The organism is Micromonospora sp. NPDC049523 (assembly GCF_040676775.1).
Classification (GTDB): domain Bacteria; phylum Actinomycetota; class Actinomycetes; order Mycobacteriales; family Micromonosporaceae; genus Micromonospora_G.
In genome coordinates, this window is the sequence record NZ_JBFAPP010000012.1 from 240,786 (window position 1) to 263,655 (window position 22,870).

Consider the following 22,870-nt stretch of genomic DNA (forward strand, 5'->3'; position numbering starts at 1 on the left):
CGCCTCGTCGGACAACCGTGACCAGACCCGCTCCGGGGACCGCACGGACGACCGTGGTCGCGGGCGCCCCGACGACCGGTCGCCGGTCCGCGCCGACGACCGGGGCCGACCCCGCTCGGACGACCGTGCTGGACCGCGCTCCGACGACCGGGGACGACCCCGCTTCGACGACCGTGGCCGTCCCCGGGACGCCCGCGGCGGCCGGGACCGGTCCACCGGTACGGGCGGACGCGGTCGACCGGGCGGCCCACCGGCCGACCTGCCGCGCCTGGCGGCGTACGAGGCGGTGGCGGCGGTGCACCGCGACGACGCGTACGCGAACCTGGTGCTGCCGGGACTCCTGCGCGACTGGGGACTGCACGGCCGTGACGCCGCCTTCGCCACCGAGCTGACCTACGGCACGCTGCGGGTACGGGGCACCCTGGACGCGATCCTGGCCGTCGCGGCGGCACGGGAGGTGGCCCGGATCGACCCACAGCCGCGCGACGCGTTGCGCATCGGCGCGTACCAGCTGCTCTACACCCGGGTGCCGGCGCACGCGGCCGTCTCCGCGACGGTCGAACTGGTCCGCTCGGTGGCACCGGGCGCGACCGGGTTCGCGAACGCGGTGATGCGCGAGATCGCCGGCAAGGACCTCGACACCTGGGTCGCCGAGCTGGCGCCGCCGTTCGAGACCGACCCGGTCGGGCACCTCTCGCTCGTCTACAGCCACCCACAGTGGATCATCCGGTCGTTCGCCGAGGCGCTCGGCGGTGACATGTCCGAGACCACCCGACTGCTGATCGAGGACAACGAGCGCCCGCCGGTGCACCTCTGCGCCCGTCCCGGCCGAGCCGACCCGGTCGAGCTGGCCGACGAGGTGGGCGGCGCACCCGGTGCCTTCTCGCCGTACGCCGTGTACCTGTCCGGCGGGGCGCCGGGTGACCTGGCCGCGATCAACGACGGCCGGGCACACGTGCAGGACGAGGGTTCCCAACTCGTCGCCGCCGCGGTCGCCGCCGCACCGGTCGAGGGGGAGGACAGCCGCTGGCTCGACCTCTGCGCTGGTCCCGGCGGCAAGGCCGGTCTGCTCGGCGCGCTCGCCGCGCAGCGGGGGGCCACCCTGACCGCGGTGGAGGTGGCCGAGCATCGGGCCAGGCTGGTCTCCCAGGCGGTACGCGGCCTGCCGGTCAAGGTGCTCACCATGGACGGGCGGACCGCCGGCGAGGACCCCGACCTGCCCGCGGGCGGATTCGACCGGGTACTGGTCGACGCACCCTGCACCGGGCTCGGGTCGCTGCGCCGCCGCCCCGAGTCGCGCTGGCGCCGCCAACCGTCCGACCTGCCGCCGCTGACCCGGCTGCAACGGGAACTGCTCACCGCAGCCCTCCGGGCGGTCCGGCCGGGCGGCGTGGTCGCGTACGTGACCTGCTCGCCGCACGTGGTGGAGACCCACGTGACGGTGACCGAGGCGGCGCGGCGTTCCGGCGTACCGGTCGATTTTGTCGACGCGCGGCCGCTGCTGCCGGCCGGCATGCCCGGCCTCGGCGACGGCCCCACCGTGCAGCTCTGGCCGCAGCGGCACGGCACCGACGCGATGTTCCTGGCGGTGCTGCGCCGCGGCGAGTGAGAACCGCCGCACCGATCTCCATACAGCGACGCCCCGGCCGGATGGCCGGGGCGTCGCCGTACGTCTCCGTCGAGTGTGGTGCGGGGTCAGTTGATCGGCAGCGCGCCCGGCCCGGCACCCTTGAGGGACCGGGTCAGGGAACGACCGTCGATCCAGAGGAAACACTGCACCCCGCGGTTGCCGGCCGCCCAGTCGGCCTCGCTCGGGTAGTAGAAGATCCAGCCCGTGCGGTACTGCAGGTCGCTGTTGTTGGGCACCTTGGTGAAGGTGGCGATGACACCCATGCACCCCTTCTCGGTGCGGGCGTCGTCCTTGCGGAACGCGTCGTACGGGACGTCCGGCGCGGTCCAGATCCCGGCGAACTCGCTGTTGTGCTTCGCGGTGCAGGAGACCGGCTGCATCTGGTCGATGTCGTCCTTGACCAGCTTCGGCGTGAAGCAGCCGTAGGCCAGGCCGTCCGGCGCGGTCAGCGCGCCCTTGAGGGTCTGCTGCCGGCTCACCACGTCCGGGTTGTCCAGGCCACCGGTCTCCACCAGGTCGCACCGGAACCAGCGGGCGCCGCCCTCCCACGCGTAGCTCGACGGCGGCACCACGCTGAGCGAGAGACGACCGCCGCGCCAGTCACCACCGACGAACTCGTTGACCTTGCCGTCGCACTCGGCCCGAGCCGCCCGCATGCTGGGCGACCCCTCGGCCGGGGGAGTGGTCCGATCCGCGTCACCGCCGCCGAACGTGCCCACGTACACGGTTTCGGTGTCGTGCGTCTGTCCACAATCGACCGGCTGGTAGGAACTCAGGTAGCCGATGTCCACCGGTCGCGGGTGGCAGGTGCCGGCCGGTGGGGTGAAACTGACCGGAGCCCCGATCGCGGCCCAGTCGTCGGTCAGGTCGCCGTCGACACCGTCGGGCAGGGCACAACCGCTCAGTACGAGCGCCGCCAAACCACCGAGAGCCACTGCGGTCAACCAACGTCGCATCTGTTTGTCCTCCCCGGGGACCCGACGGCCGGCTACCGCACCCCTGCCGGGCACCGAAGGCCATCGGCCGAGCAGCATACCGGCTCGTGTCCGTACGACCCCGCGCCGCCTTCGTCCGCCGCCGGTCCCGGCCGCCATCCGGATGAGCGCATGCCCTGTCCCGTCCGGCTCCGGTCGGCCACGCCGACGACGGTGAGGGTTCGACATCAGACGGTGACCCGTTCGGGCTCGGCGACTCCCGAGACCGGCTGGGCTTCCCCGGGTGCCGCCTCGGCCACCGACTCCGGGATGTCGATGGTTATCCGTCGGTAGAACGTGACGAGGACGACGGCGGACAGTACGCCCAGCAGGAGCGGCGTCACCGAACCCAGTTGCGGATGCCACGAGCCGGTGAGGGGGTTCAGCGACGGGGGATACAGGGGCGAGGGCATGCCGTTCTGAAAGCGGATCATGCCCCACGCGAGAACCAGCACATGAAGCGGCAGCAGGACGACCGCGAACAGTCTGGTCAGCCTGTTGAGCGGGGCCGCGAAACCCCGATTGGCGACGACGTATGCCGCGAGGATCGGAACTCCGATCAGCATCGGCAGGAAATAGCGTCCCTGGTTGATGAAGCCGGACTTGCTGATCTGGATCGCCTCGGCGAGGCTCGGCGCGAGCATTCCCAGCGCGCCGAGGCCGGCCACCCGCCACCGATCGGCCGGTCGGCCGAGGGCAAGGGCAAGGGCCACCAGGGTGCCGATCGCCATCCACCAGGCGATGTACACGAAGACAGGCAACGGAGTGTCGAGCCAGCCCAGTCGGCCGATGAGTTCGGGGACGATCTGATGCCACCGGTCGAATATCTCGACCTGGAGCGTCTTGACCGGGCCGAGGTTGCTCGTGGTTCCCGGAATCAGGTCGGTCGCGTGTCGCCACAGGGTCCACGAGACGGCCGTCAGCCCGACCACGGAGAGTGTCGCGAAAAGGGTCCAGAAACGCCGTGAGCGCAACAGGACCTGGCGCAGGTGGGACGTCATCGGCAGCAGCATGACCAGCGCGACGACGCCGAACCAGGCGGGCCCCGCGGGCCGCAGCGCGAGCATCGCAGCCCCCGCCACACCCGCGAGCCACCATGCCGACCTGCGCGCGCCCGCCCCGTCCGGCTCGAAGAAGATGGCCATCAGACCGACCACCAGGCCGAGGCCGGCCGCGATCTCCGTGCCGCTGGGGTTGATCGCCCCCGCCTGGACCGCGACGACCGGGGTGACGGCGACCAGGATGCCACCGACCACCGCCCGGCGGCGGAGTGTGAGCGCCACGGAGGTCGCCCAGGCGATCAGGGCCGCCACGATCGCGGCGCTGATGAGCCGGGCGAACAGCACCCCGGTCATGTCCGGCGAGATCCGGATCGGCATCCCCACAGCCAGGTAGTAGGCCGGGGAGTACCGCGCGACGTGTACGAGCTTGCGCTGTTCGGTTTCGTCGCCACCCGGCGGGACGGCGCAACTCGCCGGCGCCTCCGGATGGAAGGCGAAGCAGTTGTCGCGGATCAGGCTTTTGGGAATGTTGCGATATACACCGGGATATTGGCCCTCTTGGGCGAGTTCGCCGAGAACCTGACCGGAGGCAACACCGTACGCGTTCGCGATGTGCGCCTGCTCGTCCGGAGTGCCGTCATAGGGGCTGGCAACGGCCCACGCGGCGAACAACAGGAAATAGCCGAGCAGAGCCCAGAGGAACATCGTACGGAGAGCGCGGCCGGAAAGGGCTGGGCGAGGCGATTCGGTCGCCGCCGGATTGGTCACCGGCGGGAGCATACCGGACGTACGGGCCGGTTTGAGCTCGACGGGAACCATCGACGGCGGCTGCGGGTAGCGCTGCTCGAAACGGACCCACCACGATGGAGAGCCACTGCTCGATCTTCCGGCAGTCAGCACGTGTCCTGTCCGACGCCTGGGCCGCTTGGCCCGGCGCTACATGCTGACCACGCAGGCTCGGCGTGGCCGAGCATTCGGCTTCGAGGTCGGCCGAGTATTCGGCTTCGAGGTCGGCCGAGCTTCCGGCTTCGAGGTCGACGCTGAGCGGGACCGGCAGTCGCGGCACGAGGCGACCGGCCGGGCGATGGTCGACAGCCGGCGACGAGTGCGCCACCGGCCCCGTATCCGAGCCCCGGTGGCACCCAACCGTGGGACGGTGTGGTGGCCCGTGCCGTACGGCTGGCGTCCGTTCGTAGACTGGCGCGGTGACCGCACCGACGCCGATCATCGCGCCCAGCATCCTCGCCGCGGATTTCGCGCATCTCGCCGACGAGGCCAGGGTGGTCGAGTCCGCGGCCGACTGGCTGCATGTCGATGTGATGGACAACCACTTCGTGCCCAACCTGACCATCGGGCTGCCGGTGGTGCAGAGCCTGCTCGCGGTCACCACGCTGCCGTTCGACGTACATCTCATGATCGAGGACCCGAGGCGGTGGGCGCCGGCCTACGCCGACGCCGGGGCGTACAACGTGACCTTCCATGCCGAGGCGTGCGACAACCCGGTGGCGCTGGCCAAGGACCTGCGTTCGGCGGGTGCGAAGGCGGGGCTGGCGATCGACCGGGACACCCCGATCGAGCCGTACCTGGACCTGCTGCCGAGCTTCGACACCCTGCTGATCATGACGATCAAGGCGGGGTTCGGTGGGCAGCGCTTCATCCCCGAACTGCTGGAGAAGGTCCGGGCCGCCCGCCGGCACGCGGCAACCGGTCACCTCGAACTGCGGATCGAGGTCGACGGTGGGATCGCCGCCGACACCATCGAGCAGGCCGCGGCGGCTGGCGCGGACGCCTTCGTGGCCGGCACCGCCGTCTACGGCGCGGACGATCCGGCGGCGGCGATCGGCCACCTGCGAGGCCTGGCCCAGCGGGCTGTGTCGCGATCGTGAGCGTCGATCCGGTCGAGGAGCGCCAGGACGTGATCCTGGTGGTGGACGATGATGCCGACATCGCCCGGTTTGTCGAGTTCAATCTTCGGCTGCACGGTTTCGACGTACTCAAGGCCAGCGACGGCCAGGAAGCCCTTGAGATGATCGAGGCGCACCGGCCCGACCTCGCCGTGGTCGACCTGATGATGCCCCGGATCGACGGGCTCGAACTGACCCGCCGGCTGCGCGCCGACCCGATGACCTCCGCCCTGCCGGTGATCATGCTGACCGCCAAGGGCATGACCGTGGACAAGGTGCACGGCCTCACCGCCGGGGCCGACGACTACCTGGTCAAACCGTTCGACACCGCCGAGTTGATCGCCCGGGTCAGCTCCACCCTGCGCCGGAACAAGGAATTCCGGGAGGTGTCCCCGCTGACCGGCCTGCCCGGCAACAGCCGGGTCCGCCGGGAGATCACCGACCGGGTACGCAGCGGCGTCGACTACGCCGTCGGCTACGTCGACATCGACCGCTTCAAGAGCGTCAACGACCGGTACGGGTTCAGCCGCGGCGACGAGTTCATCAGCGCGCTCGCCCGCAGCCTGCACCGGGCGGTGGTTTCGGTCGGGCTGCCCCCGGCGTTCCTCGGCCACATCGGCGGCGACGACTTCGTCATCGTCTGCGCCCCGGAGCAGGTACGCCCGATCACCGAGCGGGCGGTGGTCGACTTCGAGAAGACCGCCGACGAGCTGTACGACCCCTCCGACGCCCAGCGCGGTTTCGTCGAGCTGAAGGACCGGCGGGGCACGATCAAGAAGGCCGCCCTGGTCACGCTCTCCATCGGGGTTTCCCTGTCGGTGCCCGAGCGGCGGTTCACCGACCCGCTCGAGGTGATCGCCGCAGCCTCGGAGATGAAGAGTCTGGCCAAGCACCAGCCCGGCTCGTACGTGGCGGTCGACCGGCGCCGGGTCGAGGGCTGATCCGGGGACGCCGGAATATTCCCGCCCGATTGGGCGGGAGGTGGTGATGATCAGCGCTGTGAACTAGGTCGCGTAGATGGCGATCGAGGCCCGAAACCGTGTAAGACTCACAACGTACCCACCACGCGCTGGCGGGACTCGGTGAAATTCCGAACCGGCGGTGATCCGCGGCCTCGGCCACGGTAAGCCCGCGACCCGATCGACCCTGTGTCGAGCGGTGGACCTGGTGAGAATCCGGGGCCGACGGTTGAGCGCGGGCTTCCCTGCCCGCACTCAGACAGTCCGGATGGGAGACAGCGCGCGGGACGGACAGGTCTCGGCCGGCACCCTCGGGCGCCCCGGTCCGGGACTCTGCCGGGTCGGCTGTGCCGTCCCCGGGTTTCTCCGCCGCCGCCTGCGCCGGTCATGTGCCGGAATGCCTCCCCCTCGTCGCGCGTTTGACCGACGAGCGAGGAGAGTAGGGCGCAGGACATGGTGAGCGTCTCCGCCGATGCGGCGATGCGTCGGGCGATCGAGCTGGCCGCCCGCGGCTTGGGCAGTACCAGCCCCAATCCGGTGGTCGGCTGCGTACTGCTCGACGCCGACGGCGAGTTGGTCGGCGAGGGCTTCCACGCCTACGCCGGTGGACCGCACGCCGAGATCGTCGCGCTGGCCCAGGCGGGTGCCCGCGCCCGCGGCGGCACCGCCGTGGTCACCCTCGAACCCTGCGACCACACCGGCCGTACCGGGCCGTGCACCGGCGCGCTGATCCGGGCCGGGGTGGCCCGGGTGGTGATCGGGGTGGGCGATCCGAACCTGGTCGCCTCCGGTGGCGCGGAGACCCTGCGGGCCGCGGGCGTCGAGGTCGAGATCGGGGTACGCGCCGCCGAGGTCGAAGCCGGCAACATCGCCTGGCTGACCGCCGTACGGCGGGGCCGTCCGTACGTCATCTGGAAGTACGCCTCGACGCTCGACGGGCGTTCCGCCGCGGCCGACGGCACCAGCATGTGGATCACCTCCGAGGCGGCCCGGATGGACGTGCACGCCCTGCGCGGCACCGTGGACGCGGTGATCGCCGGGGTCGGCACGGTCATCGCCGACGACCCGCGACTGACCGCCCGGAACCTGCGCGACGGCAGCCTGGCCATCCGGCAGCCGCTGCGCGTGGTGGTGGACAGCTCCGGGCGTACCCCGGCGGATGCCCGCGTGCGCGACGGCGCCGCCCGCACCTGGGTGGTGACCACCGCGGACCTCGGCGCCAACAAGGACGACCGGGTCGACCTGGAGGCCCTGCTCGCCGAGCTGTACCAGCGTGGCGTCCGGGCCGCGCTGCTGGAGGGCGGACCGACCCTGGCCGGCGCCTTCCTCGCCCTCGGCCTGGTCGACAAGGTCATCGGATACGTGGCACCGAAGCTGCTCGGCGCCGGCCCGGCCGCGCTCGCCGACGCCGGCCCCCGAACCATCTCCGAGGTCATCGACCTCGATTTCGTCGACATCACGCAGGTCGGTCCCGACCTGCGGATCACCGCGCTGCCCCGGAAGAGGGAGGGCTGAGACATGTTCACCGGCATTGTCGAGGAACTGGGCGAGGTCGTGAAACTGACCGACACGGGTACGGACTCCGCGCTGATCGCGGTCCGTGGCCCGGTCGTCACCTCGGACGCCAAGCACGGCGACTCGATCTCGGTCAACGGCGTCTGTCTGACCGTGGTGGACGTCGGCGCCGACGTGTTCACCGCCGACGTGATGGGGGAGACCCTGCGCCGGTCCTCGCTCGGCGCCCTGCGCGCCGGTGACCCGGTCAACCTGGAACGGGCGGCGACGCTCGGCACCCGGCTCGGCGGGCACCTGGTGCAGGGCCACGTCGACGGGGTCGCCGAGATCATCGGCCGGGAACCGGCCGAGCAGTGGGAGACGGTCCGGTTCTCGTTGCCGGCCGGCATCGCGCGCTACGCGGTGGAGAAGGGCTCCATCACCGTCGACGGAGTGTCCCTGACCATCTCGGAGATCGGCGACGACGCCTTCGCCGTCGGCCTGATCCCGACCACGCTCAAGCTCACCACGCTGGGGCACAAGAAGATCGGCGACCCGGTCAACCTCGAGGTGGACGTCGTCGCCAAGTACGTCGAACGGCTACTCGGCAGCGGAAAGGCCATGTCATGAGCGAGTCGAGCGTCATCGAATCGGATTTCGTGGAGACCGAGGTCGACACCGGGGCGGGCCCGGGCGGCGGCTCCGCCCCCGTCTTCGCCCCGATCGAGGAGGCGATCGCGCAGATCGCGGCCGGACGGCCGGTGGTCGTGGTCGACGACGCCGACCGGGAGAACGAGGGCGACCTGATCTTCGCGGCGGAGCTGGCCACGCCGGAGCTGCTGGCCTTCACCGTCCGGTACACCTCGGGCTACATCTGCGCCCCGATCACGGAGCAGGAGGCCGACCGCCTCGAACTGCCGCCGATGTACCACACCAACCAGGACCGGCGGGGCACCGCGTACACGGTGACGGTGGATGCCCGCGAGGGTGTCACCACCGGCATCTCGGCCGCCGACCGGGCGCACACCATCCGGCTGCTCGCCGACCCGGCGACCCAGCCGACCGACCTGGCCCGGCCGGGGCACGTGGTGCCGCTGCGGGCCCGGGCCGGCGGGGTGCTGCGCCGCGCCGGGCACACCGAGGCCGCGATCGACCTGACCCGGCTCGCCGGGCTGCGGCCGGCCGGTGTGCTCTGCGAGCTGGTCAACGACGACGGCACCATGATGCGCCTGCCCGACCTGGAGAAGTTCAGCGCCGAGCACGGCCTGACCCTGATCAGCATCGCCGACCTGATCGCGTACCGGCGGCGGACCGAGAAGCAGGTGCACCAGGACGCCGAGGCACAGCTTCCCACCCCGTACGGGCTGTTCAAGGCGTTCGGCTACACGGTCGACAACGACGCCGCCGAGCACGTCGCGCTCGTCTACGGCGACCTCGCCGACGGGCAGGACGTGCTGGTCCGGGTGCACTCCGAGTGCCTCACCGGAGACGTGTTCGGCTCGCTGCGCTGCGACTGCGGGCCGCAGCTGCAGGCCGCCCTGGCCCGGGTGGCGCAGGAGGGACGCGGCGTGGTGCTCTACGTACGCGGACACGAGGGGCGCGGCATCGGCCTGGTGCACAAGCTGCAGGCGTACCAGTTGCAGGACCAGGGGCGGGACACCGTCGACGCCAACCTGGACCTGGGCCTGCCGGCCGACGCCCGCGACTACGGCACCGGTGCGCAGATCCTCTACGACCTGGGCGTACGTTCCATGCGGCTGCTCACCAACAACCCGGCCAAGCGGGCCGGGCTGGAGGGCTACGGGCTGACCATCACCGGGCGGGAGGGCCTGCCGGTGCGGGCCACCCCGGAGAACGTCCGCTACCTGCGGACCAAGCGGGACCGGATGGGCCACCTGCTGGGTGAGCTCGACGGGATCACGGAAGGATCGGCGTAACGATGGCTGGTTTCGGGGAACCGGGAGTGACCGCGGTGGATGCCGCGGGGCTGACCGTCGGGGTGGTGGCGGCCCGCTGGCACGCCGAACTGACCGACCACATGCTCGAACGTGCGGTGGCCGCGGCCGAGGCGTCCGGCGTCCGGGACGTACGGGTGGCCCGGGTCGCGGGCTCCGTGGAACTGCCGGTCGTCGCACAGGCGCTGGCCCGCGACTGCGACGTGGTGGTGGCCCTCGGCGTGGTGGTCCGGGGCAGCACCGCCCACTTCGACTACGTCTGCCGGTCGGTCACCGACGGGCTGACCCGGGTCGCGCTCGACGCCGGCAAGCCGGTCGGCCAGGGCGTGCTCACGGTCAACACCCTCGAACAGGCTCAGGACCGGGCCGGGCTGCCCGGTTCGGCCGAGGACAAGGGCTGGGCCGCCACGGTCGCCGCCCTGGACGCCGCGCTGGCGATCCGGGGGCTGGGCAAGCGTACGGTCCCGGTCGGTTTCGGCGGCTGATCCGCCTACCCCACGTACGCCGGGTTCAGAGCCGGCCGGCCTCGATGATCCGCCGCAGGAACTGGCGGGTACGCGGCTCGGTCGGCTCGCCCAGCACCCGCGCCGGTGGCCCCTGCTCGATCACCCGGCCGCCGTCGAGGAAGCAGACCCGGTCGGCGACGTCCCGGGCGAAACCCATCTCGTGGGTGGCCAGCACCATCGTCATCCCGTCCGCCTTCAGTTCGCGGATCAGGCTGAGCACCTCACCGACCAGTTCCGGGTCCAGCGCCGAGGTGACCTCGTCGAGCAGCATCAGCCGGGGCGAGTTGACCAGCGCCCGGACGATCGCCACCCGCTGCTGCTGCCCGCCGGAGAGCCGGTCCGGATAGTCCCGCGCCTTGTCGGCCAGACCCACCCGGTCGAGCAGCTCACGGGCCTGCGCCTCGGCGTCCGCCCGGGTGCGCCGGTGTACCCGCAGCGGCGCCAGGGTGATGTTGTCCAGCACGCTCAGGTGCGGGAACAGGTTGTACGACTGGAACACGATGCCGATCCGGCGGCGTACCCGGTCCGGGTCGATCCGGGGATCGGTGATGTGTTCGCCGTCCAGGTGGATCGTGCCGTCGTCGATCTCCTCCAGCAGGTTCAGGCAGCGCAGCAACGTCGACTTGCCCGAGCCGGAGGCGCCGATCAGGGCGACCACCTCGTGCTCGGCCACGTCCAGGTCGAGCCCGTCGAGTACGGTCCGCCCGCCGAACGACTTGCGCAGCCCCCGGCAGGACAGCAGCCCAGTGGCCGGGTCCTCGGACGGTTGCGGGGTCGCGGTGGTGTGGTCGGTCAGTGTCATGTCAGTGCCCCGCCTGCCGGCGTGCGGCCCGTAGCGTCACCCAGTCGGTCACCGCGATCAACGGGATGGCGAGCAGCACGAAGAGCACCCCGGCGACGATGTACGGGGTGTAGTTGAAGTGTTCGGCGGTCTGGATCTGGGCTGCCCGTACCGCGTCGATCGGACCGGCCAGGGAAACCAGCCCGACGTCCTTCTGTAGCGCCACCACGTCGTTGAGCAGCGGCGGCGCCACCCGGCGGGCGGCCTGCGGCAGCACCACGTGCCGCATGGTCTGCCGGTAGGTCAGCCCGAGGGAGCGGCCGGCGGCGAACTGGCTCGGGTGCACCGACTCGATGCCGGCCCGGAACACCTCCGCCAGGTAACCGCTGTACGTGATTACCAACGCGCAGCCGCCGAGCACCAGCACCGGCGGCATGCCCTGCAACCGCAGCCCCGGCACGCCGAGGGTGAACACGTACAGCACGATGATCAGCGGCAACCCGCGGAAGGTGTAGGTGTAGCCGGTCGCCAGCGCGCGTACCGGGAAGAAGACCGGCCCGCGCAGGGTCCGCAGCAGCGCCACCACCAGGCCCAGGGCCAGTGCGCCGAGCGCGCAGAAGAAGAGCAGCCGGACGTTGAGCCAGAGCCCGGTGAGCACGTCCGGCAGGGCCGCGCGGGCGATGTCCAGGTCGAGGAAGGACTGCCGTACGCGGGCCCAGCCGGGCGAACCGGTGACCGCGACCACCAGCAGCGTGCCCAGCACGCCGGTGGAGGCCGCGGCGACCAGCACCGAGCGGACCGTCTGCCGACGCCGGTGGGCGGCCCGCGCACGGGCGATCTCGCCAGGGGCGTGGTCGAGCGGTCGGTCTTCGGTACGGATGGGTCCGCTCACGTCAGTTCGGGTGCGCCCGCCACCTGGGCGAGCCACTTCTGCTCCAGTTCGCCGAGGGTGCCCGCCTCACGCAGCGCGGTGACCGCACCGCCGACGCAGCCGGTCAGCCGCGATCCCTTGTCCAGCACCAGCCCGAACGTCTCCGGCACGCCGACCTGCGGCACCTGGCCGACGATCGTGGCGTCGGTGAGTTCGGCGCCGGTGATGTAGAACGCGGTCGGCAGGTCCACCACCAGGCCGTCGATCTGCCCGTTCTGCAACGCCTTCTTGGCGTCGTCGTTGGTGTTGAACACCTGCGGCTGCGAACCGGGCTTGATCACGTCGGTGATCGCCTGGTAGCTGGTGGTACCGACCTGGGCGCCGAGCTTGGCGTTCTTCAGGTCGGCCAGCGTGGTCTTGCCGGCGATCTTCGACGACTTCAGCGCGATCACCGTCTGGCGGACCAGGTAGTACGGCGCGGAGAAGTCGACGGCCTGCTTGCGCTCCTCGGTGATGGAGAACTGGTTGATGTCGAAGTCGAAGTCCTTCGGCCCGGGTGCTATCGCATTCTCGAACTTGACCCGGTTCCAGACCACGTCGGTACGGGCGTACCCGAGCCGTTCCGCGACCGCGTACGCGACCGCCGACTCGAAGCCCTCGCCGTTGTCCGGCTTGTTGTCCCTGAACCACGGCTCGTACGCCGGGTCGTCGGTGCCGATGGTCAGCTTGCCCGGCGTCTTGGTGGTCAGCGATTCCTTCGCACAGGACGCGGCGGCGGGCTGGGAGGGAGTTGGTTCCACTTTCTGCGGGGCGCAGCCGGCGAGGGCGGCGAGAAGGGCGGTCGCGGCCCCGAGGGCGACCGGCACCGTACGGCGAGCCATGGCGGACAGCATAGGCGCAGGCGGGAACCCTTCCATAGAGTGCCCCACCACATTGGTAGGGATTACGGTCCCGCCGGATGCTCGGGCACCCGGACTGGTTGTACGCCGGGATCGGTCGGCTTCTGGCGGGGCGCTGGCGTGTCCCGGCGTCCGGGGCGTAAACCGAAGGCAGGACCCGCGCGTCGGCCCCGGGTGCCATCTGCCGGCCGACGCGCCCGGCGGGAGGACCATGCCGTACCCGCGGGCAGCGCAGTGGGGGGCGGACGAGGCGGTCACCCACCTCTTCGTCGTCCACTACCGCCCGCTGGTCCGGCTCGCCGTACTGCTCCTGCACGACCTGGGCACGGCCGAGGAGATCGTGCAGGACGCGTACGTGGCTCTGCACCGGCGCTGGCCGTGGCTGCGCGACTCCGACCGGGCGCTGTCGTACCTGAGGGTGACGGTGGTCAACCGGTCCCGGTCGGCGCTGCGCCACCGCCGGGTGGTGCAGGCCCACCTGGCGACCGCACGGCCCGGCCCGGACGCACCGTCCGCCGAGGCCGGGGCTCTCGACCTGCTCCGGTACGACACCGTGCTGGCCGCGCTGCGGACACTGCCGGCCCGGCAGCGGGAGGCGATCGTGCTGCGTTACTACGCCGACCTGTCGGAGGCGGAGACCGCCGAGCTGATGGGGCTGAGTCGAGGGGCGGTCAAGAGCCACACCGCCCGGGGTGCCGCCGCGTTGCGCCAGACGCTCGGGGCGGGGTCGGCGGGCTGACCGGTCCACCTGATGGCCGCCGGGCGACCCGGCGCGCCACCCGGCGCCGGGAGGCTGCGAGAATCCGATTCCGTGAAGACGTTCGAAGAGCTGTTCGCCGAGCTGCAGGCCAAGGCCGCCGCCGGCACTCCGGGCTCGGCGACGGTGGCCGCCCTGGAACGCGGCGTGCACGCGATCGGCAAGAAGGTCGTCGAGGAGGCGGCCGAGTCGTGGATGGCGGCCGAGCACGAGGGCCCCGAGCGTGCCGCCGAGGAGATCTCCCAACTGCTCTACCAGGCCCAGGTGCTGATGCTTGCCACCGGACTGGAGCTCAAGGACGTCTACCGACATCTCTGAGGTGCCACGCCCCCGATTCAACGGTCGAACCCTGATCCAGCCGATCGAAGGAGCACCTCACGATGCTGCGCATCGCCATCCCCAACAAGGGCACCCTGTCCGCTCCCGCCGCGCAGATGCTGCGCGAGGCGGGCTACCGCCAGCGCACCGACCCGAAGGACCTGGTCTGCCGGGACGAGCCGAACGACGTCGAGTTCTTCTACCTACGTCCCCGTGACATCGCGACCTACGTCGGCTCCGGTGATCTCGATCTCGGCATCACCGGCCGGGATCTGCTGATCGACGCCGGCAGTCCGGCCGAGGAGGTGCTCGACCTCAACTTCGGGGGCGCCACCTTCCGGTTCGCCGCCTCACCGGAGACCATCACCTCCGCCGACCAGATCGGCGGGCGACGGATCGCCACCGCGTACCCCGGGGTGGTGGAGCGCCACCTGGTCGAGCACGGCCTGAAGGCGGACGTGGTCCGGCTCGACGGTGCGGTCGAGAACGCGGTCCGGCTCGGCGTCGCCGACGTCGTCGCGGACGTGGTGGAGACCGGTGCCACCCTGCGTCAGGCGGGCCTGGTGATCATCGGGGAGCCGATCCTGCGCTCCTCGGCGGTCATGATCCGCCGGCTCGGCGCCCCGGCGCACAACCAGGCCGACCAGTTGCTGCGCCGGCTGCACGGGGTGCTGGTCGCCCGGCGGTACGTAATGCTCGCCTACGACGTCCGGGCCGACCTGCTCGACCGGGCCACCGCGCTCACCCCGGGGATCGAGTCGCCCACCATCTCGCCGCTGCACCGGGAGGGTTGGGTGGCGGTCCAGGCCATGGTGCTGCGCAGCGACGTACACCGGATCATGGACGAACTGTACGATCTCGGCGCCCGGGCGATCCTGGTCACAGACATCCACGCCTGTCGCCTGTGAGGCTCACCGGGTGAGGATCTTCCCCGCCTGGTTGGCGCTCGGACTGGCGGTGCTCGGCGGGGTCGGTTCGGCGGTGCAGAGCGCGGCGAACGCCGAACTCGGCGCCCGGGTCGGCAATCCGGCCATGGGCGCGGTGGTCAACAATGCCGGTGGGGTCGCCCTGCTCCTGGTCGGCCTGCTGGCGCTCCCGTCGATGCGAGCCGGGCTCGGCGTACTGCGCCGGGCCCGGCTGCCCTGGTGGAGCTACCTGGGTGGGCTGGGCGGCGGCGGCTTCGTGGTGATCGCGACGTACGTGGTGCCGGCGCTCGGGGTGGCCGTGTTCACCATCGCCCAGGTGGCCGGCAACAGCGCCGGTGGCCTGGGCGTCGACCGGGCCGGGCTGGCTCCGGGCGGCCGGCGGGCGGTCACCGCGCCCCGGCTGCTGGGTGCGCTGCTGGGGATCGGTGCGGTGGCGTTGGCCCAGTTCGGCCGCCCGTTGGGTGAACTCGCCGTGGGACTGGTGGCGTTGGCCGCGGCCGGCGGTGTCCTGGTGGCCCTGTCGGCGGCGCTGAACGGCCGAATCTCGGCGGTCGGCGGTGCCGCCGCGGGTACGGCGGTCAACTTCGCCGTCAGCACCCCGGCGATCGTCGCGGTGGCGGCGGTGGCCGGTGCGTTCGGCCGGCTCGGTTCGATCCACTGGCCGACCGACTGGTACCTCTACCTGGGCGGGCCGGTCGGGGTCGGCGTCGTGGTCGCCCTGCTGGTCTGCGTACGGGCGGTCGGTGTGCTCCGCAGCGGCCTGGCCATCGTCGCCGGGCAACTCGGCGGTGCGCTGCTGCTCGACGTGCTCCGGCCGGACGGGCCGGGAGCCAGCGTGGCGGTGTTCGCCGGAGCGCTGCTGACCCTGCTCGCGGTGGTGGTCTCCGGGTGGGTGGTCCGCCCCGCGGCGACCGCCGGTCCGAACGGGGTGGCAGGATGAGGGCCGTGACCGACTCCGACCTCGTACGGCTGCGACCGCGGCGGCTCCGGGTGATGTGCTGGGTGCTGGCACCGTCCCTGGTGGTGGTCTTCACCGCGTTGGGGCTGGCCCTGCACGGGTCGACCGGCGAGGGTGCGGCCACCTTCCAGCGCGGTGACTCGTTCGCCATGATCGGTCTGGGGGTGCTCGGCGCGCTGGTGATCCTGCTCTTCACCCGGGTGCTGGTCGAGGCCGACAGCCAGGGCGTACGGGTGCGCAACGTGCTCGGCTCGTACGACCTGCCCTGGGAGGTGGTCCGGGCGGTGCGCTTCGATCACGGCTCGCCCTGGGCGAGCCTGGAACTGCACGACGACGAGCTGGTCCCGATGATCGCCCTGCAGGCGGTGGACAAGGAATCCGCGGTCGCCGGGGTACGCGCGCTGCGCGCCCTGCACGACGCCTCGCGACGGCTGCCGGCCGCGAACTGAGGCTTCCGACCCGCCGGGCGGGGTGCCCGTTTGTCGGGCTATCGGCCCGACCTGCTAACATTGGTAAGTCGACCATGCTGTCCCTCGCGGTGACAGCGGTAAAGCGGAGCGCCTGCTCCCACCCGAGTCGCCCCAGTCGGTGGCCGGGTCCGGTCAACGACCCGGATCCTGATCCGGGTCGGACGTGTGGCTTCGTGCCGCACCGACCGGTCGAGCGGGCCCTGGCATGCGCCGGGGCCTTCTGCTTTCCGGATCGGTTCCCACCGGGGAGCCGACCCAGGGGTCGGCACCGAAGGAGTTACCGACTCGAGGAGGCCCCATCAGCGTCGAACCACGCGTGAACGAACAGATCCGGGCACGTGAGGTCCGACTGGTCGGCCCTGAGGGTGAGCAGGTGGGCATCGTCCCGCTGGAGCGCGCTCTGCAGCTGGCCGCGGACGTCGACCTGGACCTGGTCGAGGTTGCGCCGATGGCGCGCCCGCCGGTGTGCAAGCTCATGGACTTCGGCAAGTTCAAGTACGAGAGCGCACTGAAGGCGCGCGAAGCGCGGCGTAACCAGCAGCAGACCGTCATCAAGGAGATGAAACTCCGGCCGAAGATCGACCCGCACGACTACGAGACCAAGAAAGGTCACGTGGTGCGGTTCCTCAAGGCGGGTGACAAGGTCAAGGTAACGATCATGTTCCGTGGTCGCGAGCAGAGTCGCCCGGAACTTGGCTACCGGCTCCTTCGCCGACTCGAGTCGGAGATCTCGGAACTGGGGTACGTCGAGGCCGCGCCGAAGCAGGACGGCCGAAACATGATCATGGTTCTTGCTCCGCACCGCGCCACCAAGGCCGCCGCCACGGCAGCCAAGGCCGGCGGACCGCGTGAGCGAGACGCCGAGACGGCCGAGGACGGCGAGACGGTTGAGGCACCGTCAGTCGCGCCTGAGGTCGAACCCGCCGGCACCGCCGGCGAGTAACAGGGGAGAGACGCAACAGATGCCGAAGATGAAGAGCCACACCGGAATGGGCAAGCGGGTCAAGGTGACCGGCTCCGGCAAGATCGTCGCCCAGCAGGCTGGCCTGCGGCACAACCTGGAGAAGAAGCCCTCCAACCAGACCCGCCGGCTCACCGGCACGGTCGAGGTTGCCAAGGTTGACGCCAAGCGAATCAAGAAGCTGCTGGGCCGCTGACGCGCCCGCCACTTAACCCGAAGGAGTAGTTGAGATGGCACGCGTCAAGCGGGCTGTAAACGCCCAGAAGAAGCGTCGTACCCTGCTGGAGACCGCCAGTGGCTACCGCGGTCAGCGCTCCCGGCTGTACCGCAAGGCCAAGGAGCAGGTGCTGCACTCGATGCAGTACGCCTACCGGGACCGTCGCGACCGCAAGGGCGACTTCCGGCAGCTCTGGATCACCCGGATCAACGCGGGCGCCCGCGCCAACGGGATGACCTACAACCGCCTGATCCAGGGCCTCAAGCTGGCTGGCGTCGAGGTCGACCGCAAGATCCTGGCCGACCTGGCCGTCAACGACGCGACGGCCTTCGCCGCCATCGTCGAGGTGGCCCGTGCCGCGGTCGCGGCCGAGGGCACCGGCGGCGCGGCGGCCCAGGCCGCCTGAGTCAGCACAGAAGTTGATCGAGGCGCCCCGAATGCCGTCCGGACCGCAGGTGGGGCGCCTCGACCATGTCCGGGGCACGGACCCGCCGCAATTCACCGCGCGTACGCCCCGGGTGGTTGCCGCCCGGCGGCTGCACCGGCGCCGGGACCGGGACAGCACCCGACGGTTCCTCGCCGAGGGACCGCAGGCCGTCCGGGAAGCACTCGACCGTCCCGGTGTGGTGCGGGAACTCTTCGGCACCCCGGCCGCCCTGGACCGGTACGCCGACCTCGCCGAGATCGCCCGACGGGCCGGTCTGCCGGTCTCGCCGCTGACCGACGACGGGCTCGCCGCGCTGACCGAGACCGTCGCACCGCAGGGCCTCGTCGCCGTCTGCGACCAGTTCGACCAACCACTGCACCGAGCACTGCGCCGGTCCCCGCGGCTGGTCACCGTACTGGCCGAGATCCGGGACCCGGGCAACGCCGGCACGGTGCTGCGTACCGCCGACGCCGCCGGGGCGGGCGCGGTCGTCTTCGCCGGTGACGCCGTCGACCCGTACAACGGCAAGTGCGTGCGGGCCTCGGCCGGCAGCCTCTTCCACGTCGACGTGGTCCGGGCCGACGACCCGGCCGCGGTGGTGACCAGCCTGCGCCACGCCGGGCTGACCGTGCTCGCCGCCTCCGGTTACGGCGAGACCGACCTGGACGACCTCGCCGACGACGGCGGCCTGTCCCGGCCCACCGCCTGGCTGTTCGGCTCCGAGGCGCACGGCCTGCCGGCCGAACTGGCCGCCGCCGCCGACGCGCGGGTACGCGTGCCGCTGCACGGCCGCGCCGAGAGCCTTAACCTGGCTGCCGCCGCGGCCGTCTGCCTGTACGCTTCGGCCAGAGCTTTGCGGGCCGTGAGCGCGAGGAGTGAGCCGGGTTTGCGAGCCCCGCAGTCGCGATCAGAGGGAGATCAGGAGTAGACCTCTCATGAGTGCGTTGATGTACTCGTTTAGCCAGCCCGCCGGTGTCGGCGGGCGGCAGGTCTGACCCTTTCCTGCTCCCTACTCCCACCGGCGGGCTGCGGCGTCGCCGCGCGTCCGTAAACTCTGATGGCCGCCGCCGAGGCAGGCCTTCCGCCGTGAGGGAGCACCCGTACGCCATGACTTACCGCAACGATCCGTACGACCCGAAACAGGTCGCCCTGCTCGACCAGGACAACCTCGACGAAGCCGTCGCCGCCGCGCGCACGGCGTTCGCCGGTGCCGCCGATCCCGACTCGCTCGCCGCCCTGCGCCACCAGCACCTGGGTGACCGGGCGCCGATCTCGCTGGCCCGCCGGGAGATCGGCGCGTTGCCGCCGGCAGCCAAGTCCGACGCCGGCAAGCGGGTCAACGAGGCCCGCCGGGCGATCGAGACGATCTACGACGAGTGGCGGGCCGAGCTGCAGCGCGCCCAGGCCGAGCGGGTGCTTGCCGAGGAGCGGGTCGACGTCACGCTGCCGTACGACCGCCGCCCCCGTGGCGCCCGGCATCCGTTGACCCTGCTGATGGAGCGGATCGGTGATCTCTTCGTCGGCATGGGCTACGAGATCGCCGAAGGCCCCGAGGTGGAGTTGGAGTGGACCAACTTCGACGCGCTCAACATCCCGCCGGACCACCCGGCGCGCGGGCTGATGGACACCTTCCACGTGGACGTACCGGGGCTGGTCCTTCGTACGCACACCTCGCCGGTGCAGGCCCGTACGATGCTGGCGCGCAAGCCCCCGATCTACGTCATCTGTCCGGGGCGGGTCTACCGCACCGACGAACTGGACGCCACCCACAGCCCGGTCTTCCACCAGGTCGAGGGGCTGGTCGTGGACAAGGGCATCACCATGGCCCACCTGCGCGGCACGCTCGACCACTTCGCCCGGTCGATGTTCGGCGAGGACGCGCGGACCCGCTGGCGGCCGCACTACTTCCCGTTCACCGAGCCGTCGGGCGAGTTCGACGTCTGGTTCCCGGGGCACCGCAACGGGCCGCAGTGGGTCGAGTGGGGCGGCTGCGGCATGGTCAACCCACGGGTGCTGCGCGCCTGCGGGATTGACCCGGACGTCTACTCCGGCTTCGCGTTCGGCATGGGCGTCGACCGTACGGTGATGGTCCGCAACGGGGTGAGCGAGGTGCGTGACCTGTTCGAGGGGGACGTGCGGTTCACCGGCGCGCTCGGCGTCGAGGCGTGACGGGCATGCGGAATCGAACTTCGGAAGCGGTGGTCTGAGTCATGCGAGTTGCTATTTCCTGGCTGCGCGAGCACGTCGACCTGCCCGTCGACCTCAGCACCGAGGACCTGGAACGGGCGCTGGTGAACCTCGGGCTCGAGGTCGAGTCCATGGTGGACCTGCGTACCACGGTCACCGGTTCGCTGGTCGTCGGCGAGGTACGCGAGATCGAGGAGCTGACCGGGTTCAAGAAGCCGATCCGGTTCTGCCGGGTCGACGTGGGCACCGCCAACGGCACCGGTGAGCTGCAGGAGATCGTCTGCGGCGCCACCAACTTCGCCCCCGGTGACCGGGTGGTGGTGATCCTGCCCGGCGGGGTGCTGCCCGGCGGCTTCGCGATCGGCGCCCGCAAGACGTACGGGCACAACTCCAACGGCATGATCTGCTCGGTGAAGGAGCTGGGACTCGGCGACGACCACGCCGGGATCCTGGTCCTGTCGCCGGACACCGCCGTCAAGCCCGGTGACGACGCCCGCCCCGTGGTCGGGCTCGACGACGTGGTGGTCGAGCTTGAGATCACCCCGGACCGCGGCTACGGCCTGTCCGTACGCGGTATCGCCCGGGAGCTGTCGCACGCGTTCGGGGTGCCGTTCCGGGACCCGGCACTGGCGCCGGCGCCGGGCGGGACCGAGCGGCCGGCGTACCCGGTCGAGGTCCGCGACCCGGTCGGCTGCGACCGGTTCGCCGCCCGCCTGGTCCGCGGCGTCGATCCGACCGCGCAGAGCCCGCAGTGGATGCGGCAGCGGCTCACCGTCGCCGGCATCCGGAACATCTCGCTGCCGGTCGACATCACCAACTACGTGATGCTCGAACTCGGCCAGCCGATGCACGCCTTCGACGCCGACCGGCTGACCGGCGCGCTGGTGGTCCGCCGGGCGCAACCGGGGGAGAAGCTGACCACGCTGGACGGCGTGACCCGGGTGCTGGACCCCGAGGACATGGTGATCTGCGACGCGGGTCAGCCCAGTCCGGTCGCCGGGGACGGCGACGGGCTGCCGATCTCGCTCGCCGCGGTGATGGGTGGGCAGACCAGCGAGGTCCTCGCCGACACCACCGACGTGCTGTTCGAGGCGGCGCACTGGCAGCCGGCGATGGTCGGGCGCACCGCGCGGCGGCACAAGCTGTTCAGCGAGGCGGCCAAGCGCTGGGAGCGCGGGGTGGACCCGGCGCTGCCGCTGGTCGCACTGGACCGGGCGGTCACCCTGCTGACCACGTACGCCGGTGGTGCGGCGAGTGCGGAGATCCTGGACTTCTCGCAGGTGAGCCCACCGTCGCCGATCGCGCTCGACCCGGAACTGCCGACCCGGCGCATCGGCGTGGAGTACCCGACGGCACGGGTGGTCGCGCTCCTGGAGGAGGTCGGCTGCACCGTCGTCACCGAACCGGACCTGCTCCGGGTGGTCCCGCCGACCTGGCGGCCCGACCTGACCGGTCCGGCCGACCTGGTCGAGGAGGTCGTCCGGCTGGACGGCTACGAGCGGGTGCCGTCGGTGCTGCCGCTCGCCCCGGCGGGGCGCGGGCTCACCCAGGCACAGCGGCGGGTCCGGGCGGTCGCCCGGATGCTGGCCGAGAACGGGTACGTCGAGACGGTGTCGTTCCCGTTCGTGTCACCGGAACTCTTCGACGCGCTCGGGTTGCCGGCCGACGACACCCGTCGCCGGGCGGTCCGGTTGGCCAATCCGCTCTCCGACGAGGAGCCGTTGCTGCGTACGACGCTGCTCGGTCCGCTGCTCGGCGCGCTCAAGCGCAACCTCGGTCGGGGCGCGCGTGACCTGGCCCTCTACGAGCTGGGTACGGTCTTCGAGTCCCGCCCCGGTGCTGGCAGCCCGCCGCCGATGGGGGTCGAGCACCGGCCCAGCGACGCCGAGTTCGCGGCCGCCGACGCGGTCCTGCCGCACCAGCCCCGGCACGTGGCCGTGGTGCTCGCCGGTGAGGTCGAGCGCACCGGCTGGTGGGGCCCTGGCAAACCGGCCGGTTGGGCCGACGCGGTCGAGGCGGCCCGCAACGTGCTCGCCGCTGCCGGCCTGCCCGACGACCGGGTCACGGTACGGGCGGCGCAACGGGCGCCCTGGCACCCCGGCCGGTGTGCCGAGGTGCTCGTCGACGACACCGTGGTCGGGTACGCCGGTGAGCTGCACCCGGCGACCGTCGAGGCGCTGGAACTGCCCCGCCGGACCAGTGCGATGGAACTCGACCTGGATCTGCTGCCACCGACACCGGTGCCGTCCGCACCCCGGATCTCCGGGTTCCCGCCAGCGCTGATCGACGTCGCGCTGGTGGTGCCGGAGGAGGTCGCCGCCGCGGAGGTGCAACGGGCCCTGGCCGATGGGGCGGGGGAGCTGTTGGAGTCGGTACGGCTGTTCGACGTCTACGCCTCGGCGCAGCTCGGGGTGGGGCGCAAGTCGCTGGCGTACAAGCTCACCTTCCGGGCGCCGGACCGGACCCTGACGGTGGAGGAGGCGGTGGCCGCCCGCGACGCGGCCGTTGCCGAGGCGTCGTCCCGGCTCGGTGCCACCCTGCGCGGCGCCTGAGCCGCCTGCCGTACGTCGTGGTGGCCGGTGTGTTGTTGGTCCGCACCCCGTACGCGTCCATGGTCACGTTCGGCACCTGGTACGGGCCGATGCCGAGGGTGGCGGCGTTGGCCACCACCGCCG

At 71.6% G+C, this 22,870-nt stretch carries 23 protein-coding genes and 1 riboswitch; of the genes, 18 read left to right on the forward strand and 5 right to left on the reverse strand.

Annotation, left to right across the window (positions count from 1 at the left end):
* Positions 1-259 precede the first annotated feature (259 nt).
* Entirely contained in the window at positions 260-1,609 is a 1,350-nt protein-coding gene (locus AB0J90_RS20895) for a transcription antitermination factor NusB (protein WP_363598232.1), read from the forward strand.
* Between the two features lie 86 nt (positions 1,610-1,695).
* Here the strand turns inward: AB0J90_RS20895 and AB0J90_RS20900 are convergent, their stop codons facing one another.
* A complete protein-coding gene (locus tag AB0J90_RS20900) occupies positions 1,696-2,586 on the reverse strand; it encodes a septum formation family protein (RefSeq protein ID WP_363598172.1) in 891 nt (296 codons plus the stop codon).
* A 206-nt stretch (positions 2,587-2,792) separates the two neighbouring features.
* Positions 2,793-4,310: a DUF2142 domain-containing protein gene (locus tag AB0J90_RS20905; RefSeq protein ID WP_363598174.1), complete on the reverse strand. Its 1,518-nt coding sequence runs from the start codon at positions 4,308-4,310 to the stop codon at positions 2,793-2,795.
* A 500-nt stretch (positions 4,311-4,810) separates the two neighbouring features.
* Here AB0J90_RS20905 and rpe point away from each other — a divergent pair, with 500 nt between their 5' ends.
* The 6 genes from rpe to ribH all read left to right on the forward strand — a co-directional run bounded on the left by rpe (position 4,811) and on the right by ribH (position 10,402).
* Positions 4,811-5,491, forward strand: a complete 681-nt coding sequence (gene rpe, locus AB0J90_RS20910; protein WP_363598176.1) for a ribulose-phosphate 3-epimerase — start codon at positions 4,811-4,813, stop codon at positions 5,489-5,491.
* Positions 5,485-6,450, forward strand: coding sequence for a response regulator (locus tag AB0J90_RS20915; RefSeq protein ID WP_363598234.1), 966 nt, complete (start codon positions 5,485-5,487; stop codon positions 6,448-6,450). Before rpe ends, AB0J90_RS20915 begins: the two co-directional genes overlap by 7 nt.
* A gap of 123 nt (positions 6,451-6,573) precedes the next feature.
* A riboswitch (FMN riboswitch) is annotated at positions 6,574-6,752 on the forward strand.
* Positions 6,753-6,921: 169 nt separating this feature from the next.
* Positions 6,922-7,983, forward strand: a complete 1,062-nt coding sequence (gene ribD / locus AB0J90_RS20920; protein ID WP_363598178.1) for a bifunctional diaminohydroxyphosphoribosylaminopyrimidine deaminase/5-amino-6-(5-phosphoribosylamino)uracil reductase RibD — start codon at positions 6,922-6,924, stop codon at positions 7,981-7,983.
* Positions 7,984-7,986: 3 nt separating this feature from the next.
* Positions 7,987-8,592 carry a riboflavin synthase gene (locus AB0J90_RS20925; protein WP_363598180.1) on the forward strand — a complete coding sequence of 202 codons (606 nt, stop codon included), beginning with the start codon at positions 7,987-7,989 and terminating at the stop codon, positions 8,590-8,592.
* Positions 8,589-9,899, forward strand: coding sequence for a bifunctional 3,4-dihydroxy-2-butanone-4-phosphate synthase/GTP cyclohydrolase II (locus AB0J90_RS20930; protein ID WP_363598182.1), 1,311 nt, complete (start codon positions 8,589-8,591; stop codon positions 9,897-9,899). The genes AB0J90_RS20925 and AB0J90_RS20930 overlap by 4 nt, the downstream gene beginning before the upstream one ends.
* A gap of 2 nt (positions 9,900-9,901) precedes the next feature.
* Positions 9,902-10,402 (forward strand): 6,7-dimethyl-8-ribityllumazine synthase, encoded by a 501-nt coding sequence (ribH, locus tag AB0J90_RS20935; protein ID WP_363598184.1) that lies wholly within the window; start codon positions 9,902-9,904, stop codon positions 10,400-10,402.
* 25 nt (positions 10,403-10,427) lie between these two features.
* Here the strand turns inward: ribH and AB0J90_RS20940 are convergent, their stop codons facing one another.
* From AB0J90_RS20940 to AB0J90_RS20950, 3 genes are read right to left on the reverse strand one after another with little or no spacing between them, the layout of a single operon-like run.
* On the reverse strand, positions 10,428-11,225 hold the full coding sequence (locus AB0J90_RS20940; RefSeq protein WP_363598186.1) for an amino acid ABC transporter ATP-binding protein: 798 nt from the start codon (positions 11,223-11,225) through the stop codon (positions 10,428-10,430).
* Between the two features lies 1 nt (position 11,226).
* Positions 11,227-12,042, reverse strand: a complete 816-nt coding sequence (locus tag AB0J90_RS20945; protein ID WP_363598236.1) for an amino acid ABC transporter permease — start codon at positions 12,040-12,042, stop codon at positions 11,227-11,229.
* 50 nt (positions 12,043-12,092) lie between these two features.
* Positions 12,093-12,956: an ABC transporter substrate-binding protein gene (locus AB0J90_RS20950; protein ID WP_363598188.1), complete on the reverse strand. Its 864-nt coding sequence runs from the start codon at positions 12,954-12,956 to the stop codon at positions 12,093-12,095.
* A 229-nt stretch (positions 12,957-13,185) separates the two neighbouring features.
* Between AB0J90_RS20950 and AB0J90_RS20955 the strand changes: the two genes are divergently transcribed.
* The 11 genes from AB0J90_RS20955 (at position 13,186) to pheT (ending at position 22,747) form a co-directional block, all read left to right on the forward strand.
* Positions 13,186-13,713, forward strand: a complete 528-nt coding sequence (locus AB0J90_RS20955) for a SigE family RNA polymerase sigma factor (protein WP_363598190.1) — start codon at positions 13,186-13,188, stop codon at positions 13,711-13,713.
* 12 nt (positions 13,714-13,725) lie between these two features.
* Positions 13,726-14,049 carry a phosphoribosyl-ATP diphosphatase gene (locus AB0J90_RS20960; RefSeq protein ID WP_363598192.1) on the forward strand — a complete coding sequence of 108 codons (324 nt, stop codon included), beginning with the start codon at positions 13,726-13,728 and terminating at the stop codon, positions 14,047-14,049.
* A 62-nt stretch (positions 14,050-14,111) separates the two neighbouring features.
* A complete protein-coding gene (gene hisG / locus AB0J90_RS20965; RefSeq protein ID WP_326559420.1) occupies positions 14,112-14,957 on the forward strand; it encodes an ATP phosphoribosyltransferase in 846 nt (281 codons plus the stop codon).
* Positions 14,958-14,967: 10 nt separating this feature from the next.
* Complete coding sequence (locus AB0J90_RS20970; protein WP_363598194.1) at positions 14,968-15,915, forward strand: DMT family transporter; 948 nt, start codon at positions 14,968-14,970, stop codon at positions 15,913-15,915.
* Positions 15,916-15,920: 5 nt separating this feature from the next.
* Positions 15,921-16,382 (forward strand): PH domain-containing protein, encoded by a 462-nt coding sequence (locus tag AB0J90_RS20975; protein WP_363598196.1) that lies wholly within the window; start codon positions 15,921-15,923, stop codon positions 16,380-16,382.
* Between the two features lie 337 nt (positions 16,383-16,719).
* Entirely contained in the window at positions 16,720-17,346 is a 627-nt protein-coding gene (infC, locus tag AB0J90_RS20980) for a translation initiation factor IF-3 (RefSeq protein ID WP_363598198.1), read from the forward strand.
* A gap of 19 nt (positions 17,347-17,365) precedes the next feature.
* A complete protein-coding gene (gene rpmI, locus AB0J90_RS20985) occupies positions 17,366-17,560 on the forward strand; it encodes a 50S ribosomal protein L35 (RefSeq protein WP_326559416.1) in 195 nt (64 codons plus the stop codon).
* Between the two features lie 34 nt (positions 17,561-17,594).
* Positions 17,595-17,987, forward strand: a complete 393-nt coding sequence (gene rplT, locus AB0J90_RS20990; protein WP_145777279.1) for a 50S ribosomal protein L20 — start codon at positions 17,595-17,597, stop codon at positions 17,985-17,987.
* Positions 17,988-18,018: 31 nt separating this feature from the next.
* Positions 18,019-18,936 carry an RNA methyltransferase gene (locus AB0J90_RS20995; RefSeq protein WP_363598200.1) on the forward strand — a complete coding sequence of 306 codons (918 nt, stop codon included), beginning with the start codon at positions 18,019-18,021 and terminating at the stop codon, positions 18,934-18,936.
* Between the two features lie 179 nt (positions 18,937-19,115).
* Positions 19,116-20,177 carry a phenylalanine--tRNA ligase subunit alpha gene (pheS, locus tag AB0J90_RS21000; RefSeq protein WP_363598202.1) on the forward strand — a complete coding sequence of 354 codons (1,062 nt, stop codon included), beginning with the start codon at positions 19,116-19,118 and terminating at the stop codon, positions 20,175-20,177.
* A 41-nt stretch (positions 20,178-20,218) separates the two neighbouring features.
* Positions 20,219-22,747, forward strand: coding sequence for a phenylalanine--tRNA ligase subunit beta (gene pheT, locus AB0J90_RS21005; protein WP_363598204.1), 2,529 nt, complete (start codon positions 20,219-20,221; stop codon positions 22,745-22,747).
* Positions 22,748-22,870 lie beyond the last annotated feature (123 nt).

Coding starts and splice junctions, on each gene's coding strand:
- ribH (WP_363598184.1), top strand. CDS start 9,902: ATGGCTGGTTTCGGGGAACCGGGAGTGACCGCGGTGGATGCCGCGGGG.
- AB0J90_RS20900 (WP_363598172.1), bottom strand. CDS start 2,586: ATGCGACGTTGGTTGACCGCAGTGGCTCTCGGTGGTTTGGCGGCGCTC.
- AB0J90_RS20905 (WP_363598174.1), bottom strand. CDS start 4,310: ATGTTCCTCTGGGCTCTGCTCGGCTATTTCCTGTTGTTCGCCGCGTGG.
- AB0J90_RS20940 (WP_363598186.1), bottom strand. CDS start 11,225: ATGACACTGACCGACCACACCACCGCGACCCCGCAACCGTCCGAGGAC.
- pheS (WP_363598202.1), top strand. CDS start 19,116: ATGACTTACCGCAACGATCCGTACGACCCGAAACAGGTCGCCCTGCTC.
- AB0J90_RS20995 (WP_363598200.1), top strand. CDS start 18,019: ATGCCGTCCGGACCGCAGGTGGGGCGCCTCGACCATGTCCGGGGCACG.
- rplT (WP_145777279.1), top strand. CDS start 17,595: ATGGCACGCGTCAAGCGGGCTGTAAACGCCCAGAAGAAGCGTCGTACC.
- AB0J90_RS20925 (WP_363598180.1), top strand. CDS start 7,987: ATGTTCACCGGCATTGTCGAGGAACTGGGCGAGGTCGTGAAACTGACC.
- AB0J90_RS20960 (WP_363598192.1), top strand. CDS start 13,726: ATGGCCGCCGGGCGACCCGGCGCGCCACCCGGCGCCGGGAGGCTGCGA.
- AB0J90_RS20955 (WP_363598190.1), top strand. CDS start 13,186: ATGCCGTACCCGCGGGCAGCGCAGTGGGGGGCGGACGAGGCGGTCACC.
- hisG (WP_326559420.1), top strand. CDS start 14,112: ATGCTGCGCATCGCCATCCCCAACAAGGGCACCCTGTCCGCTCCCGCC.
- pheT (WP_363598204.1), top strand. CDS start 20,219: ATGCGAGTTGCTATTTCCTGGCTGCGCGAGCACGTCGACCTGCCCGTC.
- AB0J90_RS20950 (WP_363598188.1), bottom strand. CDS start 12,956: ATGGCTCGCCGTACGGTGCCGGTCGCCCTCGGGGCCGCGACCGCCCTT.
- rpmI (WP_326559416.1), top strand. CDS start 17,366: ATGCCGAAGATGAAGAGCCACACCGGAATGGGCAAGCGGGTCAAGGTG.
- AB0J90_RS20930 (WP_363598182.1), top strand. CDS start 8,589: ATGAGCGAGTCGAGCGTCATCGAATCGGATTTCGTGGAGACCGAGGTC.
- ribD (WP_363598178.1), top strand. CDS start 6,922: ATGGTGAGCGTCTCCGCCGATGCGGCGATGCGTCGGGCGATCGAGCTG.